The following is a 19,681-nucleotide window of genomic DNA, read 5'->3' as shown; positions in this document are numbered from 1 at the left end:
ACAAGCCCGCGACCGGCGCGGTGTTCGACGCGCTGCGCAAGATGAAGACCATGCGTCAGATCGGGGCCGCGGAACTGCTGGTCAACGCGAACAACTATTCCGTCGCCTATGTGAACGCGATCCTCGCAGGAACGCCGCAGGCCCAGCTGGTCGAGACCTCCAAGCCGAAGAAGGTCAAAGGCATCACACCCGAGGCGATGGCGCGGATGGAACAGGAGCTGGCCCGCCTGCAGGAGGGCATTGCCTCGATCCGGGACACCTACGGCCAGGACCATCTGCATCTGACCGTGATCAAGGGCTATGTCGGCAAGCTGCTCGGGAACGCGCGGATCGTGCGCTATCTGGCGCAGAACCATCCCGAGTTTCTCGGCGAGTTCCAGACCATGACCGAGACCGCGCCGGCCGAGGCCGCCGACACCGAGTAGCCGTTCGCGGCTGACGATGGTGACCCGGACCCAGATCAAGCACGGGGACCGCGGGAGACGCCGGAAGGTGGGCCGGATCGGGCGCGGCCGCAAGGGTGGCGGCGAACCCGCTCGGAGCCCACCCGGCCGGCTCGCGTTTTCGCCGGCCGCGCCGCCGCGCCCGAGGCTGCGTTCAATTCGGGGCGTGTCGGAGATCGGGCCACTCCGGCACGCCCAACGTCTCATTGCGATCGTCGCGAGACCAGCGGGCATCGGGTAGCACCACAATTCGGCTTGACCTGTCTATAGCTTCACACCTTAGGACGGCCTCGACGGTCGAGAATCGGCGTAGACGGACAAGGCAGCGGATGATGCGGATTTCAGAACTGCCGGAGAGCGTGGGGCGGTCACGCGCGACGCTGCTCTACTACGAGAAGCTCGGGCTGCTGAGGGCCGCGCGGCAGGCGAACGGCTATCGCGTGTATTCCGATGCCGACCGGGAGCGGCTGCACACAAGGATATTCCAGCGGGGAGGCCGCGCGGGTCGCGTGGCTGTCGAAGGACATGAACGCACATGACGATTACATGACGGGCTTGATGGAGGTGTTCTCCGAGCTCGACTGCTGGGGACCGGCGAGCGAGGCCGCGACGCGACGCGCGCTGGCCATGGTGCCCTTCGCGCCAGAGACGCTCCTCGAGATCGGCTGCGGCCCCGGCATGGCGACGATGACGCTGGCCGAGGCGACCACGGCGCGGATCCTGGCGACTGACACGGCCGAAGGGGCGCTGGACCGACTTCGCGACCGGGTGGCGGCGAAGGGCTTCGGCGACCGGGTCGAGATCCGCAACCTGGACATGGCGCAATTGCCCGTGCCGGATGACCCCTGGGACGTGATCTGGGCCGAGGGCAGCGCCTACATCATCGGCGTCGAGCGCGCGATGCGCGACTGGCGGGGGCTGTTGCGCCCCGGCGGCGCGCTGGTGTTCTCCGAGATGATGTGGCGGACCGATGAACCCTCGGAGGCGCTGCGGGCCTTCTGGGCGACGGAATACCCGGCCATGACCCGCGTTCCCGTCCGGCTCGAGCAGGCCAGGCGCGCCGGCTACCATGTGCTCGGGCATTTCGACATGGGGCGGGAGGCGATGGACACCTACTACCGCCCGCTCGAGGCGCGCGTCGCGGCGATGGAATCACGCCTCGAAGGCAGCCGTCTGCTCGACGATCTGCGCGCGGAACTGGCCGCCTACCACGCCTGCGACGGACTCGTGGGCTCCGAGATAGTCGTGCTGCAAAGGCTCTGACCGGTCGCGCGAGGTCGTGTCCCCGGTCGCGGTGTAGCTGGACGGTAGCGTCGGCGGCTGCCTGCGCGGATTGACGCGCTGGCAGGCGGCCGGCGACGCAGTGGTCATCGCGCGATCTTCGGCGATGGTCGGGTTTGTGGAAGCCAACCTGACTGGAGACCTCACGATGACCGACGAGATGATGACGTTGCAGAGCCTTGTGGAGAAGACCCCCGACGCGGACCTGCTGCGCGAGATGATCGGCTTCGCCGCGGAGCGGCTGATGGAGCTGGAAGTCGGCGGCCTCACGGGTGCGCCCCATGGGAGAAGAGTGCCGAGCGGCTCGTCCAGCGCAACGGGTATCGCGACCGGGTCTGGGAGCCGCGGGCCGGCATTGTCGAGCTGCGCATCCCCAAGATCCGGAGGGCCTGCTGCTTTCCCGGCTTCCTCGAGCTGCGGCGCATGGCCAAGAAGGCCCTGACCGCCTTCATCCAGGAGGCCTACATCCATGGGGTCTCGACACGCTCGGTCGACGACCTCGTCAAGGCGCGCGGCATGTGCGGCGTGTCGAAGAGCCAGGTGATCCGGAGAGCGCGAAGCAGCGGTGGCGCCGCGTCGCCGACCAGCTCCGCCCCAGCGTCCCGAAGCTCGCCGCCCGCATGGACGACGCCGAGGACGACGTGCTCGCCTACATGACCTTCCCCCAGCAAAACCGGGCGAAGCTCCATTCGACGGATGAGATCGACAAGCCGAATCCGGGTTTTCCTGGTATCGTTGCCTTGCGCAGGCGACCTCGTGGCGAAGAGCGACGCGTCGGCGCCCGCTTGGACTGAAGCGGGACCTTGCCGGCTTGGGGGCGTTGACGCTACCGTTCGCCTCTCGCCGTGCCTGCACACCCAACGTCGACCTTTGCCTTCCCTGCCGGAGCGATCTTGCCCCCCATCGAGCGCATCTCGGGATTCTGCGACGATCTCACCGCGATCCGTCGCGATCTGCACGCGCATCCGGAGATCGGTTTCGAGGAACACCGGACCTCTGCGCGGGTCGCGGAGCTGCTGGCGGGCTGGGGGATCGACGTCACGACCGGCGTCGGACGGACCGGCGTCGTCGGCGTTCTCGACGGGAACCGGCCCGGGCGGACGGTGGGCCTGCGTGCCGACATGGACGCGCTGCCGATGGAGGAGATGACCAACCTCCCCTATCGGTCGCGGAACCAAGGCGTGTTTCACGGCTGCGGCCATGACGGGCATGTGACGATGCTGCTCGGAGCGGCGCGGTATCTCGCCGAGACCCGGAATTTCGCGGGGCGGGTGGTGTTCATCTTCCAGCCGGCGGAGGAGGGACTGGGCGGCGCACGGGCGATGCTCGCGGAGGGACTCTTCGAGCGATTCCCGTGCGACGAACTCTACGGTCTGCACAATTCTCCCTACGATGCGCATGGACGGGTGCGGATCCGGCCGGGACGGGCGCAGGCCGGGGCGGGATTCTTCGACATCGAGATCGAGGGGCGGGGCAGCCACGGGGCGATGCCGCATATGAGCGCGGACCCGATCGCGATCGGCGCGGGGCTGGTCGGCGAACTGCAGCGGATCGTGGCGCGGAACATGGACCCCACGCATCCCGCGGTGGTGTCGGTGACGGAGTTCCATTCCGGGTCCGCCTACAACGTGATCCCGGGACAGGCGGTGCTGCGCGGGACCTACCGCTTCTTCGACATCGCGGACAGGGATCTGATCGAGACGCGGCTGCAGGCGATATCGGAAGGACTCGCCCGGGCGCATGAGATCGGGATCGGGCTGGAGATGCGGCGGGTCTTCGACGTGCTCGAGAACGATCCGGATCGGGCGGCCGACGCGATCCGGGCCGCGGCGGAGGTCGTGGGGGGGGACCGGGCCAGCGCCGATGCGGAACCGACGATGGGGTCGGAGGACATGGCGGACCTGCTCCGGGTGGTGCCGGGGGCGTTCTTCACGCTCGGACATGGTAGCGGAGTGCCACTCCACAATCCCGGCTTCCTGTTCGACGACACGATCCTGCCGGTCGGGGCGAGCATCTTCGCGCGGATCGTCGAAAGCCGAGGCTGAAGGTCGCTCCACACCCTGCGGACCGAGGTCCGTCCGTTGATGCTGCGCCACTATCCGCGCTGCGCCATCGGCTCGGCCGAAATCTGCCGCAGGCCTGACCGCGCTCACAATTCCGGTTTTCGGAACGATGGTTGCATTTCCTACTTGATCGAATCGCCGCAATAGGCGATCAGGTTGCAAATGATGGAATTATGAGTTCCATAAATCGGAACAAATGCTGATGACCGTGCTGCAGAACGCTTCGGACGTGTTGAGATTGTTCGGCTCCGGCTGCAGCGACCTGACCGTGACCGAAGTGACGACGCGACTCGGAATCCCGAAGGCGAATGCCTCGCGGCTCCTGAAGGCGATGCGTGACGCCGGCATGCTCGAGACGATCGGCGACACCCGGCGCCACCGGCCGGGACGGATGATGCTGGATCTGGCGTCGGCCTTCCGCAAGTCGCTCGGCGTGATCGGACAGGCCGGAGAGGTGGTGGCCGCGGTGACCGAGCGCTTCGGGCACACCGGCTACGTATCGCTGCGGGAGGGGCGCGAGGTGACGGCCGTCGCCGATTTTCCCGGCACCAACGACCTGCGGGTCGTCAGCAACATCGGCCGGCGATTGACCGCCCACGGCAGCGCTACCGGCCGCACGCTGCTCGCGCGGATGAGCGACGCGGAGGTGCAGGCGGTCTATGCGGGACGGCCGGAGCTCGACGGCCTGCTGCCGCGGCTCGACGCGATCCGCGCAAGCGGTTTCGCGTATTCGAGCCAGGAATCGACCCCCGGCGTCGACGCGATCGCCATCGCCGTCGGCGACCCGACCACCGAAGAGGCGGTGAGCCTCTGCATCGTCTATCCCCATGCGGTGGTCGGCGAGGACGACCGCGACGAGATGCTGGCGGCGCTGGCCTCGGGCGCGACGCGGATCGCCAGAGATCTCGGCGACGCGAAGTTCGTCGCCCCCCGGATTCCAGAGAAAGGACTCTTCGCATGACCGCTTCCCCGGCCCGCTGGCGCGTCGGTTTCGACATCGGCGGCACCTTCACCGACTTCGTGCTCTACGACGCCAAGGCCGCGAGCGTGACGCTGCACAAGCGGCTGACCACGCCGCACGATCCTTCCGAGGCGGCCCTGAAGGGGCTCGAGGAGCTGCTGGCGCTGCGTGGAATCGGCCATGCAGCGGTCAGCGAGATCGTCCACGGCACGACGCTGGTCACCAATGCGGTGATCGAGCGCAAGGGCGCGCCGGTGGGCCTGATCACCACCCGCGGCTTCCGCGACATCCTCGAGATGGGGACGGAGCAGCGCTACGACATCTACGACCTCTACGTGACCTATCCCGAGCCGATCGTGAGCCGGGACCTGCGGCTCGAGGTGGACGAGCGGATGACCGCGGACGGCGCCGTGGTGACGCCGCTCGACGAGGCGGCGGTGCGGAGCGCGGCCGAGGCGCTGGTGGCCCAGGGCTGCGAGGCGATCGCGGTGGTCTTCATGCACGCCTACGCCAATCCGGCGCACGAGCGGCGGGCGGCGGAGATCGTCCGGGGCGCGTTCCCGGAGGTGCGGGTCTCGATCTCGAGCGACGTGGTCGCGGAGATGGGCGAGTATCAGCGGGCGGTGACCACCTGCTGCAACGCCTTCGTGCAACCGCTGATGCATCGCTACCTGACCAAACTCGAAGATGCGCTGCGGACCGAGGGATTCACGGGGCCGCTGCGGCTGATGCATTCCGCGGGCGGGCTCGTGTCGCTGGAGACCGCGCGTGACTTCCCGATCCGGCTGCTTGAGAGCGGCCCGGCCGGCGGCGGGCTCGCCACCGCGCTCTTCGGCGAGGGCGCCGGGCTCAGGGACGTGATCTCCTTCGACATGGGCGGGACGACGGCGAAGGCCTGCATGATCGAGGATGGCCGCGCCGAGATCGCGCCGATGATGGAGGCGGCCCGGGTGCACCGCTTCGTCAAGGGCTCCGGCCTGCCGATCAAGGCGCCGGTGATCGAGATGATCGAGATCGGCGCCGGCGGCGGCTCGATCGCGGCGATCGACGAGGTGGGGCTGCTGAAGGTCGGGCCGCATTCGGCGAGCTCGGATCCGGGGCCGGCCTGCTATGGGCTCGGGGGAGTCGAGCCGACGGTGACGGATGCGAACCTGGTGCTCGGCTACTATGATCCGGGCTTCTTCCTCGGCGGGAGGATGAAGCTCGACATCGAGGCGGCGCGGACGGCGATCGCGCGGGTGGCGGAGCCCTTGGGCCTCACCGTGGAGCAGGCGGCGCTCGGCATCCACAAGGTCGTGGTCGAGAGCATGGCTGCGGCGGCGCGGGTGCATCTGGTCGAGCGCGGCAAGGATCCGCGCGAATATTCCATGGTCGGCTTCGGTGGTGCCGGACCGGCGCATGCGGTGGACGTGGCGCGTGCGATGGGGATCTCCTCGGTTCTGGTCCCGCCGGCCTCCGGTGCGGCCTCGGCGCTCGGGTTCCTGGTGGCGCCGCTCTCCTTCGAGGACGTGCGCTCGTTGCGGGTGGAACTCGCGCCCGGCTTCGACGCGGTGGCGGTCAACGGACTCCTGCGCAATCTCGAGGAAGAGGGTCTGCGGCATCTGGAGCGTGCCGGGATCGGGCGCGGCGAGGCCATCGTCGAGCGCAGCGCCGACATGCGGCTGGTCGGGCAGATGCACGACATCTCGGTGCCGCTGCCCCTGACCGAGATCGGCGAGGCCGATCTGCCGGCGATCCGCGACGCCTTCGTGCGCGCCTATTCCGCACGGTTTGCCGAGCCGTTCTCGGGGGCGCGGTTCGAGGCGGTGAACTTCCGGGTGCGGGTCGCGGGGCCGACGCCGAAGCTGGCGCTGACCGGTGCGGCCGGCGGCGGCGACGTGGCGAGGAAGATCAAGGGGACCCGGATCTGCTGGTTCGACGACGGCTCGCACGAAACCGCGGTCTATGACCGCTACGCCTTGCGGCCGGGCGACGAGATCCCCGGTCCCGCGATCATCGAGGAGCGCGAGTCGACCACCGTGGTCGGGCCGACCGACAGCGTGACGGTGGACGCGGGGCTGAACCTCGCCGTGCGGACGGGTGCCGTGGCGGCGGCCGAGGCTTTGGTGACGCCGGAGATGACCCGGGCCCAGGCGGTGGCGCGGATCGAGGGCGACCCGATCGGGCTCGAGATCATGTGGTCGCGGCTCGTCAACGTGGTCGAGGAGATGTGGCTGACGGTCTGCCGCACCGCCTTCAGCCTGGTCATCGCCGAGGCGCAGGACTTCGCCTGCGAGCTGCTCGACAAGGACGGCGAGACGCTGGCGCACAGCCCGCGGGCGATGCCGGTCTTCAACCTGACGCTGCCGCGCGCGGTCAAGGCGCTGCTCGAGGTCTATCCGGCCGATACGCTGAAGCCGGGCGACGTGCTGATCACCAACGATCCCTGGCTCTGCGCCGGGCACCTCTTCGACATCGCCATCGTGACGCCGGCGTTCCGGGACGGGAAGATCGTCGGGCTGATGGGGACGGTCGGGCATGTCTCGGACATCGGCGGCACCAAGGACTCGCTCCATGCCCGCGAGATCTACGAGGAGGGGATCCAGATCCCGCCGATGAAGCTCTTCGACGCCGGCGTGGCGAATCAGACGCTGATCGACCTCATCGGCAGGAACGTCCGGAACGGCGAACAGGTGCTGGGCGACATCTTCTCCTTCGTGGCGGCGAACAAGCTCGGGGCGGAGCGGCTCGGCGCGTTCATGCGGGACTACGGGATGCAGGATCTCGGGGCGCTCGCCGAGGTGGTGCAGGGGCTCAGCGAGAAGGCGATGCGCGACGCGATCCGGGCGATCCCGGACGGCGAGTACCGCTCGACCATCACCAACAACCCGCTCGGCGAGAAGATCAGCTATCCGGTGCTGGTGAAGGTCGAGGACGACGCGATCACCGTCGACTTCGACGGGGTGCCGCCACAGCTGCCGCAGGGCGGGCTGAACGCCACCCTGAACTACACCGCTGCGCATGCGACCTATCCGCTGAAATGCATGCTGACGCCGACGGTGCGCGGCAATGCCGGCTGCTACCGGCCGTTCACGGTGACGGCGCCCGAGGGGTCGATCCTGAACCCGACCTATCCGGCCTCGGTGAACCTCAGGACGCGGACCGGCTGGTATCTGGCGCCCAACATCTTCGGGGCGCTGTCGCAGGCGGCACCTCGCATGGTGCAGTCCTTCACCGGCCTCGCGGTGGCGGCGAATATCTACGGCCAGGACCGGGACGGGCAGTTCTACTCCGACATGCTGTTCTGCGGCGGCGGACAGGGCGGCTCGGACCGCAAGGACGGGCATTCGGCGCTGCTCTGGCCCACCTCGGCGGCGAACACCTCCATCGAGCTGATGGAGAGCCGGGTGCCGATCCTGGTGATCGAGAAGTCGTTCCTCGCCGACTCGGGCGGTGCGGGCCGGCACAGGGGCGGGCTCGGGCAGGTGGTGCGCTTCCGCAAGCGCGACGAAGACGGGCTCGCGATGCTGGTCTCGGTCTATCCCGAGGGCGTGGACAATCCGATCCCGGGGCTCTTCGGCGGCCATGCCGGCGGCGGAGCGCGCGGGCTGGTGCATGGCTCCGACGGGCGGCTCCTGCGGGACTGCGGCACCGGGGCGCTGGTGTCGCTGCACGGCGCCGACCAGATCGTCGAGCTGGTGCTCGCCGGCGGCGCCGGCTTCGGCGACCCGGAGGAGCGCGAGCAGGCGGCCGTGGCGCGCGACCTGGCCCTCGGCCTCGTGACGCCGGAGCATGTGGCGCGATACTATCGCGGGTCGACGGTGCCGGAAAGCTCGGAGACCGATCCGACAAGCCCGGGCACGATCTGGGCATGAGATGTTTCGCCGGCGCGCCGGGGTGCGCGCCGGTCTCCCACAAGACACGACGATCCAGCTCGGAGGAACCCAAAATGCTGACCGCACCCTCGTTGCAGATGTCCCGCCGAAGCCTGCTGGCCATGGCCGGCGCCGGCCTCGCCACCGCGGCGCTGCCCGCACAGCTCTTCGCCCAGTCGGGCAACAACATCCTGATCATCGCCTCGGGGCAGGACATCCCGAACTTCGACCCGCACACGGCGACCGGCTATTCCGCCTCGTTCTTCCTGCGCAACGTCTACGATCCGCTGGTGCGGGTCTCCGGCAATCCGCCGGAGCCGGTGCCGGGGCTCGCCGAGAGCTGGACGGTGAGCGAGGACGGCAAGGGCTACACGTTCAAGCTGAACCCCGCGGCGGTCTTCCACAGCGGCAATCCGGTCACGGCCGACGACGTCGTCTTCTCCTTCCAGCGCGCCCTGGCACTGGCCGAGGGCAATTCCTGGATGATCCGCGACATCGTCACGCCGGAGGGCGTGACGGCGGTCGATCCGCAGACGGTGCAGTTCGACCTCGCGGTGCCCTTCGCACCCTTCCTGCAGGTGCTGCCCTGGATCTTCGTCGTGGAGAAGGCGGCGGTCGAGGCGAACGAGGGGGGCGATGACGGCAAGACCTGGCTGATGACCAATACCGCCGGATCGGGGCCGTTCAACGTCGCGCGCTTCCAGGTGGGCACGCTCTATCATCTCGCCCGGGCCGAGAACGCCTGGCAGCCCGGCGGCGGCAACCTCGACGGCGTGATCTGGCAGATCGTCCGCGAGACGGCGACCCAGCGGCTGATGCTCCAGCGCGGCGAGGCGCATGTCGCGGTCGACCTGACGAGCGAGGACATGGACGCACTGCAGGACGCGCCGTCCGTCGTGCGGATCATCGAGCCGGAATACCGGACCTTCTCGATCAAGATGAACACCGAGAAGGGCCCCTGTGCCGACGTGAACCTGCGGAAGGCGATCGCCTGGGCTACCAACTACCAGGCGATCCTCGACGCCGCCGGCTATGCGGATCTGATGGTGGGGCCGCTGCCGATCGGCATCCTCGGGTTCAACCCGGATCTCGAGGTTCCTCGGACCGATCTCGACAAGGCCAGGGAATACCTGGCCAAGAGCGCGCAGCCCGAGGGCGGCTTCACGCTGAAGATGGTGCATGTCTCCGGGCTCGAGCAGCAGCGACGCTGGGCGCTGATCATGCTCGACAGCCTCAAGCAGCTCAACATCGGCCTCGACATCCAGCCGCTGAACTGGCCGGACATGGTCGCGCTCTGCCAGTCGCCGGAGACCTTCCCCGACCTCTTCCCGGTCTATCAGACCGCGAACTACGGCGACCCGGACAACATCGCCTTCGCCGCCTATCACTCCTCGCGGAACGGCAGCTGGCAGAACCCGGTCTACAGCAACCCCGAGGTCGACGCGCTGGTCGAGGCCGGCCGCTCGGAGATCGATACCGACAAGCGCATCGCGATCTACGGCGCGTTCCAGGAGAAGGTCGTCGCGGACGCGCCCGACATCTTCGGGGTGCTCGAGCGGCGCAAGCTCGGCATGCGCGACGCGGTGCAGGGCTACAGCTTCACCCCGGTCGCCTCGAACGCGATCGAGGCCTGGCCGCTGTCGCTCGGCTGACCGCCGTCCGGGCGGGGGAGGCTCCCGCCCGGACCCGTTCCGGCCCATTCCGACGAGGCGGACCCATGCTCTATTTCACCGTCAGGCGGATTCTTCTGCTCATCCCCGTGATCATCGGGCTGACGATCATCATGTTCGCCATCGCGCGGCTGCTGCCCGGCGACCCGGTGGCGCTGGCCGCGGGGCCGAATGCGACCCAGGCCGAGATCGAAGCGCTCGCGCAGCAGTTCGGTCTGGATCAGCCGGTCTGGTCCCAGTACCTGCGCTATGTCGGCGGCCTCTTGCACGGGGACTTCGGCACCTCGCTCCTCACCCGGCGCCCCGTCGCGGCCGACATCGCCGCCTATCTGCCGGCGACGCTCGAGCTCGTCTTCGCCGCGATGTTCCTCGCCGTCGCGATCGGCATTCCCCTCGGCCTCCTCACCGCGGTCTGGCGCAACCGGTGGCCGGACTACGTTTCGCAGGTCTTCGCGATCGGCGCGATCTCGATGCCGCGCTTCTTTCTCGGGCTGCTTCTGCAGCTCTGCTTCGCCATGTGGCTGATGTGGCTGCCGCTCGGCGGCCAGCTGCCGATCATCATGATCCCGCCGCCGCGGGTGACCGGCTTCCTGCTCGTCGATTCGCTCCTCGCCGGCGACACCCAGGTCTTCCGCTCCGCCCTCGCGCATCTGGCGATGCCGGCCGTGGCGATGTCGCTCTCGCCGCTCGCCACCATCATGCGGATGATGCGGGCCTCGACCATCGAGGTGATGCAGCAGGACTACGTGACGACGGCGCGGGCGCTGGGGCTGCCGAAGCGCAAAATCCTGTTCAAATGCGTGGCCCGCAACGCGGTCTCGGCGACGCTCACGGTCATCGGGCTCTATTTCGGCTGGCTCCTGGGCGGCACCGTGCTCGTCGAGACGGTCTTCGACTGGCCGGGGCTCGGCCTCTACGCCACCAAGGCCATCGTCTCCCAGGACATGATGCCGGTGATCGGCGTCGCCCTCGTCATCGGCCTCCTCTTCGTCTTCGCCAATCTCGTCATCGACCTCCTCTACGGGGTCATTAACCCGAAGGTGCGCTACTCATGACGGATCTCGCCCACGAGCCCGCACCCGCCCCCGTGTCCGCCGGCGGCGACAGGCTGCGCCGCGCGCTCTTCCGATTCCGCCAGAGCCGGCTCTCGGTGATCGGCGCGGTGATCGTGGGGATCGTGCTGTTCTTCACGATCTTCGGCACGCTCCTCGCCCCCTACCCCGACCAGGTCGCCGGTGCGGTCGATACCGCCGCGCGTTTCCAGCCTCCTTCGGCGGCCCATCCCTTCGGCACCAACGAGCTCGGGCAGGACGTGCTGTCGCTGGTGATGGCCGGCACCACGGTCTCGGTCCTCGCGGGCTTCGGGGTGGTGCTGATCGGCACGGTGATCGGCACCCTCGTCGGCGCCGTCGCCGGCTTCGCCGGCGGCTGGACCGACGAGGCCCTGATGCGGCTGACCGACCTCACCCTGACCATCCCGAGCCTGATCCTCGCCATGGCGATCGCCGCCGCACTCGGGCCCGGCTTCGTCAACATGGTGATCGCGATCTCGCTCAGCTGGTGGCCCGGCTACGCCCGGCTCGTCCGCGGCGAGGTGCTGGCGGCGCGCGAGGAGACCTATGTCACCGCCGCCCGCGCCATCGGCGCCTCGCCGCGGCGCATCCTCTTCCGCCACATCCTGCCCAACGTCGTCTCGCCGATCATCGTCAAGATGTCGCTCGACATGGGCTTCGCCATCCTGACCGTGGCGGGCCTCGGCTTCATCGGCATCGGGGTGCGGCCGCCGACGCCGGAATGGGGAACGCTGCTGTCGCTGTCGCGGTCCTACATGCCCGACTACTGGTGGACGGCGATGGCTCCCGGCATGGCGATGTTCCTCGCGGTCTTCGGCTTCAACCTTCTGGGCGACGGCCTGCGCGACCTCCTCGACCCGAAGGCGAGGCGCTGAGATGGAAACGCCGCTTCTCGCCATCCGCGACCTGCACCTGACCATGTCGAGCTTCGACGGCCACGCACACGTCCTGAACGGCATCGAACTCACCGTCCGCCGGGGCGAGATCTGGGGCCTCGTCGGCGAATCCGGCTGCGGCAAGTCGCTGACCGGCCTCTCGATCTCGCGGCTGTTGCCGAGCCCGCCGGCGCGCTACCTGCGCGGCGAGATCCGCTTCGAGGGGCGCGACATGCTGAAACTGCCGATCTCGGCGGTCGAAGCGCTCCGCGGCAAGAGGATCGGCATGATCTTCCAGGACCCGACCACCAACCTCAACCCGGCCTACCGGATCGGGGAGCAACTCGTCGACGTCGCCCTCGCCGCCGCGAGCCACGATCCCACGATCCTCGATTGCCCGCCCCGCGTCGGCCGGCGCGAGCGGAAGCGCGCGGCGCGGCGCCTCGCGGCGGCGATGCTCGACCGGGTCGGGATTCCGAACCCCGAGGCACGGCTCGACAACTATCCGCACGAGTTCTCCGGCGGCATGCGCCAGCGCGTGCTCATCGCGATGGCGCTGATCGGGCGGCCGGATCTGCTGATCGCCGACGAGCCGACCACCGCGCTTGACGTCTCGGTTCAGGCGCAGATCCTCAAGCTGCTGAAAGGCACCGTCGCCGACCATGACATCGGCGTTATCCTCATCACCCACAACCTCGGCGTGGTGGCGCAGACCTGCACGCATGTCGCGGTCATGTACGCCGGCAACATCGTCGAAAGCGGCCCGGTCGCCGAGGTGATCGAGCGCCCGGCGCATCCCTACACCCGCGCGCTGATGGCGGCGATCCCGACGAAGGAGACCCGGCGCGGCGCGCTCCAGGGGCTGGGCGGGACCGTGCCGAACCTGATCGCCCCGCCGCCCGGCTGCCGTTTCGCGCCCCGCTGCCCGCTGGCGATCCCCGCCTGCACCCGGGCGCTGCCGCCGGCGGTGGACGTCGGGGCCGGACATGCCGCGGCCTGCATCCGCGTCGAAGAGGAAAGGGCCGCCGCCCATGCCTGAGCCGATCCTGGTCATCGACAACGTCTCGAAGGTCTATCCGGGCCGCCGCGGCATGTTCGGCCGGTCGGCCGAGGTTCAGGCGCTGAAGGGCGTCTCGATTTCGGTCGATCGGGGCGAGAGCTTCGGGCTCGTCGGCGAGAGCGGATCGGGGAAGACCACGCTGACGCGCTCGATCCTGCATCTCGAGCAGCCGACATCGGGGCGGATCCTCTTCGAGGGGCGCGACCTCGCGACGCTCTCGGGCGCCGAACTCCGGCGTCTGCGCGCGCGGGTGCAGATCGTGTTCCAGGACCCTTACGCCTCGCTGAACCCGCGGATGACGGTGCAGGACATCGTCACCGAGCCGATGGTGGTGCACCAGGACGTGCTCGGCCTCAATGGCCGCCAGCGTACCGAGCGGGCGGCGGAGCTTCTGTCGCTGGTCGGCCTCGGGCCGCAGCACCTGCGCCGCTTTCCGCACGAATTCTCCGGCGGCCAGCGGCAGCGCATCTGCATCGCCCGCGCGCTCGCCTCGGGGCCGGAACTCCTGCTGCTGGACGAGCCGACCTCGGCGCTCGACGTCTCGGTGCAGGCGCAGGTCCTGAACCTGCTCTGCGACCTGCAGGACCGGCTCGGGCTCACCTATTTCTTCATCAGCCACGATCTCGCGGTCGTCCGCTACCTCTGCAGCCGGGTCGCGCTCATCTACCGCGGCGAACTCGTCGAGGAAGGGGAGACCGCCCAGATCTTCGACGCCCCCGAGACCGAATACGCCCAGATGCTGATCGGCGCCATGCCGGAGGTCGCCGTTCCGAGCGCAGGCCGCCCGTCCACTCCGATGACCTGATGTCGGCGCAACCGGCGATGGGGCTGGGACTCGCAACCGGAACATGATGGAAGCGGCGGGGTGCGCTGCCGCGGCCCGGAGAGCGGCCCCGGGTCGCGCGGGGCGGCTCCGACGGGTCGCCGGAATCAGTGGGGCCCGGCGAGCCCCAGCTGTCCCGGGTGCAACTGCCCGAGCCAGGTCTCGGTGAGTGCCTCGTCACCCTGCCGGAGGAAGGCGCGCAGGTCGACGGTTTCCGTTCCGGGGGCGATCTGGAGGTCGAAGGTCATTCTCCAGCCGCCGGTGCCGACGATCGGCAGGGCATAGGCGCGCACGACCGAGGCCCCCTCGCCCGCCGTGACGACCGGCTCGACCCCGTCGGAGGCGGTCAGCGCCTCCAGCCCGCCGCCCTCGAAATCGATGACGTATCTGACCTGATCCGCCGGGCGCGGCTGGCCCGGAACGCCGCCGGCACCGATCCTCGTGGCCGTGGTCTTCGCGACGACCGGCGTTACCGGAAGGCCGCGCCCCCAGTGGACGCGGTAGTCGAAGGCCAGCGCATCACCGGCGCCCGGCAGATCCGCGGGCTGCCAATAGGCGACGATATTGTCGTGGATCTCGTCATCCGTCGGCAGCTCGACCAGTTCCACCGCCCCCCTGCCCCAGTCGCCCATGGGCTCGATCCAGACCGAGGGCCGCCGGTCGTAGAAGACGCCGTCGTCCTGGTAGTTCTCGAAGCTGCGGTCGCGCTGCAGGAGCCCGAAGCCCCGCGGGTTCTCGTCGGCGAAGCTCGAGGTCACCACCCGGTCGGGATCGTTGAGCGGACGCCAGATTTGCTCGCCGGTCCCGGTGGTGATGGCGAGCCCGTCGGAATCATGGACCTCGGGGCGCCAGTCGAAGGCCTGCACCCGGTTGCTCTCCGAATACCAGTACATCGAGGTCAGGGGGGCTACGCCCAGCCGGCCGACGGGATTGCGGAAATAGAGCGCGCTGGAGATATCCAGCACCTGTCCGTCGTCATTGCTCGCCGCGATCCGGTAGGCGCCGGCAACGCTCGGTCCGTCCATCAGCGCATAGATGGTCACGTCCGCATCGCCTTCGCCGCCGTCCTCGATGAAGAACTCGGTGAAGCGCGGGAACTCCTCCGGGGACGCGAGGCCGGGGTCGATCGCGACGGCCCGCGCCGAGAGCCCGTACTGGGTGTCGGGGCCGTCCGTGCGGAAATAGGCCGCGCCGAGAAAGGAGATCCAGTCGGTCTCGAGATCCTCGCGCATGATCCGGAAGCCGGCGAAGCCGGCGACGTCCTCGATCGCCTGCGCCGGGCTGTCCTCGGGAATGTCGAAGAAATCGGCGCTGTAGAGGATCTCCCGCGCCTCGCCGCCCTCCACGACATGCATCACCACCGGCTCGCGGAAGTAGCGGCCGAGGTGGAAAAACTGGAGGGGGACATCGCCCACCGTGACGGTCGCCTCCGGCCGGAAGCGGATCCGCCAATGCGCATCGTAGTCGATGGCGTCGAGCGCTTCGGGCTTCTGCACCGCGTAGGGAACGAAGGGCTCGGCCGCCAGCGCCTCGGCGCGGGCCTTGAGCAGGTCGAAGGAGAACGGCTCGGCGTCCCCGAGCTGCGGCGCGAATTCCGGCTGCGCCTTCGCCGCCGGCACCCAGAGGAAGGCGGCCAGCACCAGAAGCCATGCCCCCGGAGCCCAGGACGGGATCCTCCGTGGGCGGTGGGCCGTTTCGGCACCCGCCAAGTCCATGCGTTCCAACCCAGTCATGACGTCTCCCATCGCATCGGCGGCACAGCCCGGGGCCTCGGTTGCCGCCGGAGCGGCCCGGAACGGCCGCACCCGTCTGAAACCACACCCCGAGCCCCGTCCAGATGGCGCACCGCTTCGGGGATGTAAACCGATCCGGCGACGGGGAAACCGGCGATCGGCGCCTTCCGGCCGGCACCCGTGGCCCCGGGGCCGGAAACGCGCCGCCACTCAGCGGTACTTCGACGCCGCCAGCTCGATGTTGAAGAGGCTGCCGTTGATCGCCACCCCTGGTCGGAACTCGGTGAGCGCGACCCTGGTGCGCTGGCCGGTCTTGGTGGTGATCTCCCACCGCTTCAGCACGATGGGATCGTCGGAGAAGCGCATCACCATGCGGCCCTCGCCCGGCGCGCGCGGGTCGACCACGGTGATGTCTGTCCCGTTCGCGTCGCGGGTCGCGCCCAGCACCAAGCCGGGCTCGGCGAGGCTGATGCGGTCGCGCAGCAGGAGCGAGAGCGGCGTCTTCGACAGCGGATAGCGCGTCGGGTTGCGGTTCGACTTCGGGTCGAAGACCCCGACCCATTCGCCGTCGGCGATCACCATGGCGCCCTTGGGCGTGTCGTATTCGAAGCGGATCCGGCCCGGCTTGGCGAGGTAGAACCGGCCGGTCTGGGTCGAGCCGTTCGGGTTGGTCTGGCGGAACCGCCCCTGCGCCGAGCGCAGGCCGAGCAGGTAGCCGTTGATCGCCGAGACGTTGACGCCCGCGGCGTGCGCGGGCAGGGCCGCGGCGAGCGGCAGCGCGGCGAGACAGGCGAGGAGCGCGCGTCGGTTCATGCTGCCGCAATAGCGCCTTTCGCCCCGCCGCGCATCCGCCGGCGCATCACGAAGCGATGAGCCGCCGCCCTCACTCCCCGCGATAGGGGCGCACGTATTGCAGCGCCATGTCCCAGGGAAAGAAGATCCAGGTGTCCTGGCTCACCTCGGTGATGTAGGTGTCGACCATCGCCCTTCCCTGGGGCTTGGCGTAGACGGTGGCGAAATGCGCCTTCGGATAGAGCCCGCGCACCAGCTCCAGCGTCTTTCCGGTATCCACCAGATCGTCGACGATCAGCACGCCGGTGCCGTCCGCGCCCATGACCTCCGCCGAAGGCGCCTTGAGCACCTCCGCTTCGGCCTGCTCCTGCCAGTCGTAGGACTTGATCGAGATCGTGTCGACGCAGCGGATGTCGAGCTCGCGCGCGACGATCATCGCCGGGGCCATGCCGCCGCGGGTGATGGCGACGACCGCGCGCCAGGCGCCGTCGTCGGGGCCCTGCTTGTCCAGCCGCCAGGCGAGCGCGCGGGCGTCGCGGTGGATCTGGTCCCAGCTGACATGGAAGCCCTTCTCGTGCGGCAGCTGCTCGGACATCACGCCTCCTTGCGTCCCGAGACCACGTCGATGTCCGGCGCATCCTCGGCCTTCATGCCGACCACGTGATAGCCGGCGTCCACATGCAAGGTCTCGCCGGTCACCCCGGAGGAGAGGTCGGAGAGCAGGTAGAGACCGGACTTGCCCACGTCGGAAGGGGTCACGTTGCGCCGGAGTGGCGAATTCAGCTCGTTCCACTTCAGGATGTAGCGGAAATCGCCGATGCCCGAGGCGGCGAGGGTCTTCATCGGCCCGGCGGAGAGCGCGTTGACGCGGATGCCGCGGGGCCCGAGATCCATGGCCATGTACTTGACCGAGGCCTCCAGCGCCGCCTTGGCCACGCCCATGACGTTGTAATGCGGCATGACCTTCTCGGCGCCGTAATAGGTGAGCGTCAGGCAGGAGCCGCCCCCGGACATGAGCGGCGCGGCGCGGGCGACCGCGGCGGTGAAGGAATAGACCGAGACCAGCATGGTCTGCGTGAAGTTCGCCGCCGTGGTGTTCTCGGTATAGGAGCCGCGCAGCTCCGCCTTGTCGGAGAAGCCGATGGCGTGGAGCAGGAAGTCGAGGCGGTCCCATCTCTCGCCGAGGGCCGCGAAGGTGGCGTCGAGCGAGGCCTCGTCGCTGACGTCGCAGGGGAGCACGATCTGCGATCCGACCGAGGCGGCGAGCGGCGTGACGCGCTTGCCCAGCGCCTCGCCCTGATAGGTGAAGGCGATCTCGGCGCCCTGCTCGTGCAGCGCCTGGGCGATCCCCCAGGCGATGGACTTGTCGTTGGCGACCCCCATGATCAGGCCGCGCCTGCCGCTCATCAGTCCAGCCATCGTCCTGCCCCCGGGTCTTCGACTTCCGTCATGGGTGTAGGGGAAAGGCCGGCCCCCATCAAGCGCCGCACAAGCCCGCCGGCGAGGCGGACGGGCGCGATCCCGCGGATCCGGTTCATGGCGCGCGCGCCCCGACCCGCCCCGCCGCCCCGCGCCCGTCCGCCGATTCCGCAGTGCAGCATGGCGCTTGACTTCCCGGCCCGAACGCCGCATATGCGGCCCATGCGCCACCCTCCGGGGCGGCCGGGCAGGATCGGCGTGAAGCGAACCGGCGGGTGCCGGATCTGCGAGCCTCCCGACACGCATGCCATATCTTGCGTCCTGAATTCACGCGGGCCGTACCATCCGCGCCCGCGGCATCGCCCTGACCGGCGAGGTATGCCGCGCGTTCCCGCATACCGAAGGCAGACAATGACGAAATTCTCCGACCTCGCGCTCGCCGCGCCCATCGTCGAGGCGCTGGCGGCCAGGGGCTATACCGAGCCCACGCCGATCCAGATCCAGGCGATCCCGCATGCGCTGGCCGGCCGCGACCTCCTGGGCATCGCCCAGACCGGCACCGGCAAGACCGCGGCCTTCGCCGCCCCGATCCTCGACCGGCTGGCCAGGAAGCCCGGGCATCCGCCGCGCAAATCCACCCGCGTGCTGGTGCTGGCCCCGACACGCGAGCTCGCCGGCCAGATCGCCGCGTCCTTCCGTGCCTACGGACAGTTCCTGAAACTGACCGTGGCGACGGTCTTCGGCGGGGTGCCGATCAACCGCCACATCCGGCAGATGGAACGCGGCACCGACGTGCTGGTGGCCACGCCTGGGCGGCTGATCGACCTGATCGACCGCCGCGCCATGACCCTCGACCATGTGGAGGTGCTGGTGCTCGACGAGGCCGACCAGATGCTCGACCTCGGCTTCATCCACGCCCTGCGACGCATCGTCCCGCTGCTGCCGCGGCGGCGCCAGACGCTGTTCTTCTCCGCCACCATGCCCGCGGCGATCGCGGAGCTGGCGGGCAGCTATCTCACCGATCCGGCCAGGGTGGCGGTGACACCCGCCGCCACGACGGTCGATCGCATCGAGCAGACGGCGGTCTTCGTCGACCAGTCCCAGAAGCCGGCGCTGCTGGCCCTGACCCTGCACGAGCCCTCGATCGACCGCGCGCTGGTCTTCACCCGCACCAAGCACGGCGCCGACCGGGTGGTCAGGCAGCTCGGCTCCGCCGGGATCGAGGCCGCCGCGATCCACGGCAACAAGAGCCAGCCCCAGCGCGAACGCGCGCTGGCGGCCTTCCGCTCGGGCCATTGCCGCGTGCTGGTCGCCACCGACATCGCGGCGCGCGGCGTCGACGTGCCGGGGGTGAGCCATGTCATCAACTACGAGATCCCCAACGTGCCCGAGCAATACGTGCACCGGATCGGCCGCACCGCGCGGGCCGGGGCCGACGGCGTCGCGCTCTCCTTCGTGGCCGGCGACGAACGGCCCTTCCTGCGCGACATCGAGAAGCTGACACGCCAGACGATCCGCATGTCCGAGCTGCCCGAGGGCTTCGCAGCACCCAGCGCGCCGGCGGCGGTGGAGGCTCCGGCTCGCACCAAGCGGCGCCCGCCGTCGCGCGGCCCCAAGCCCGGCGCCGGCCAGAG

General features: G+C 69.3%; 17 protein-coding genes and 1 pseudogene. 14 read left to right on the top strand and 4 right to left on the bottom strand.

Features of this window, described 5'->3' with window-relative positions; translation table 11 throughout:
* The 13 genes and pseudogenes from V7050_RS07305 to V7050_RS07250 all read left to right on the top strand — a co-directional run.
* On the top strand, nt 1–425 hold a 425-nt coding region (locus tag V7050_RS07305; protein ID WP_324374339.1), incomplete at its 5' end, for a plasmid partitioning protein RepB C-terminal domain-containing protein.
* Nucleotides 426–772: 347 nt separating this feature from the next.
* Entirely contained in the window at nt 773–982 is a 210-nt protein-coding gene (locus V7050_RS07300; protein WP_324374337.1) for a MerR family transcriptional regulator, read from the top strand.
* A complete protein-coding gene (locus V7050_RS07295; protein ID WP_324374335.1) occupies nt 969–1,706 on the top strand; it encodes an SAM-dependent methyltransferase in 738 nt (245 codons plus the stop codon). The genes V7050_RS07300 and V7050_RS07295 overlap by 14 nt, the downstream gene beginning before the upstream one ends.
* Nucleotides 1,707–1,872: 166 nt before the next feature.
* Nucleotides 1,873–2,274: pseudogene (locus V7050_RS07290) on the top strand (transposase); the annotation flags it as partial.
* Nucleotides 2,243–2,518: a transposase gene (locus V7050_RS21020; protein ID WP_442885416.1), complete on the top strand. Its 276-nt coding sequence runs from the start codon at nt 2,243–2,245 to the stop codon at nt 2,516–2,518. The pseudogene V7050_RS07290 and the gene V7050_RS21020, both read left to right, overlap by 32 nt.
* Nucleotides 2,519–2,617: 99 nt before the next feature.
* Entirely contained in the window at nt 2,618–3,769 is a 1,152-nt protein-coding gene (locus V7050_RS07285; protein WP_324374333.1) for an amidohydrolase, read from the top strand.
* A 220-nt stretch (nt 3,770–3,989) separates the two neighbouring features.
* Nucleotides 3,990–4,748, top strand: coding sequence for an IclR family transcriptional regulator (locus V7050_RS07280; protein WP_324374331.1), 759 nt, complete (start codon nt 3,990–3,992; stop codon nt 4,746–4,748).
* Entirely contained in the window at nt 4,745–8,602 is a 3,858-nt protein-coding gene (locus V7050_RS07275) for a hydantoinase B/oxoprolinase family protein (RefSeq protein WP_324374329.1), read from the top strand. The genes V7050_RS07280 and V7050_RS07275 overlap by 4 nt, the downstream gene beginning before the upstream one ends.
* A 74-nt stretch (nt 8,603–8,676) precedes the next feature.
* Nucleotides 8,677–10,254 (top strand): ABC transporter substrate-binding protein, encoded by a 1,578-nt coding sequence (locus tag V7050_RS07270; RefSeq protein ID WP_324365402.1) that lies wholly within the window; start codon nt 8,677–8,679, stop codon nt 10,252–10,254.
* Between the two features lie 65 nt (nt 10,255–10,319).
* The gene (locus V7050_RS07265; RefSeq protein WP_324365401.1) at nt 10,320–11,327 is read left to right on the top strand and encodes an ABC transporter permease; all 1,008 of its coding nucleotides are present in this window, start codon (nt 10,320–10,322) and stop codon (nt 11,325–11,327) included.
* The gene (locus V7050_RS07260) at nt 11,324–12,220 is read left to right on the top strand and encodes an ABC transporter permease (RefSeq protein WP_324365400.1); all 897 of its coding nucleotides are present in this window, start codon (nt 11,324–11,326) and stop codon (nt 12,218–12,220) included. Before V7050_RS07265 ends, V7050_RS07260 begins: the two co-directional genes overlap by 4 nt.
* A 1-nt stretch (nt 12,221) precedes the next feature.
* The gene (locus V7050_RS07255; RefSeq protein ID WP_324365399.1) at nt 12,222–13,259 is read left to right on the top strand and encodes an ABC transporter ATP-binding protein; all 1,038 of its coding nucleotides are present in this window, start codon (nt 12,222–12,224) and stop codon (nt 13,257–13,259) included.
* A complete protein-coding gene (locus V7050_RS07250; RefSeq protein WP_324365398.1) occupies nt 13,252–14,085 on the top strand; it encodes an ATP-binding cassette domain-containing protein in 834 nt (277 codons plus the stop codon). Before V7050_RS07255 ends, V7050_RS07250 begins: the two co-directional genes overlap by 8 nt.
* Nucleotides 14,086–14,210: 125 nt before the next feature.
* Here the strand turns inward: V7050_RS07250 and V7050_RS07245 are convergent, their stop codons facing one another.
* The 4 genes from V7050_RS07245 to fabI all read right to left on the bottom strand — a co-directional run bounded on the left by V7050_RS07245 (nt 14,211) and on the right by fabI (nt 18,035).
* Nucleotides 14,211–15,743: a glucan biosynthesis protein gene (locus V7050_RS07245; RefSeq protein ID WP_324365397.1), complete on the bottom strand. Its 1,533-nt coding sequence runs from the start codon at nt 15,741–15,743 to the stop codon at nt 14,211–14,213.
* Between the two features lie 303 nt (nt 15,744–16,046).
* Nucleotides 16,047–16,649 carry a LolA family protein gene (locus V7050_RS07240; protein ID WP_324365396.1) on the bottom strand — a complete coding sequence of 201 codons (603 nt, stop codon included), beginning with the start codon at nt 16,647–16,649 and terminating at the stop codon, nt 16,047–16,049.
* A 70-nt stretch (nt 16,650–16,719) separates the two neighbouring features.
* Complete coding sequence (gene gpt / locus V7050_RS07235; protein ID WP_324365395.1) at nt 16,720–17,223, bottom strand: xanthine phosphoribosyltransferase; 504 nt, start codon at nt 17,221–17,223, stop codon at nt 16,720–16,722.
* Nucleotides 17,223–18,035: an enoyl-ACP reductase FabI gene (gene fabI / locus V7050_RS07230; protein WP_324365394.1), complete on the bottom strand. Its 813-nt coding sequence runs from the start codon at nt 18,033–18,035 to the stop codon at nt 17,223–17,225. Before fabI ends, gpt begins: the two co-directional genes overlap by 1 nt.
* A 423-nt stretch (nt 18,036–18,458) precedes the next feature.
* Here fabI and V7050_RS07225 point away from each other — a divergent pair.
* Nucleotides 18,459–19,681: DEAD/DEAH box helicase (locus tag V7050_RS07225; protein ID WP_324410425.1), on the top strand; the 1,223-nt coding region annotated here is incomplete at its 3' end.

It is taken from the genome of Amaricoccus sp. (assembly GCF_036846665.1).
Lineage (GTDB): Bacteria > Pseudomonadota > Alphaproteobacteria > Rhodobacterales > Rhodobacteraceae > Amaricoccus.
The sequence above is the reverse complement of the archived record's forward strand: the minus strand, read 5'-3'. Positions and strand labels throughout refer to the sequence as shown.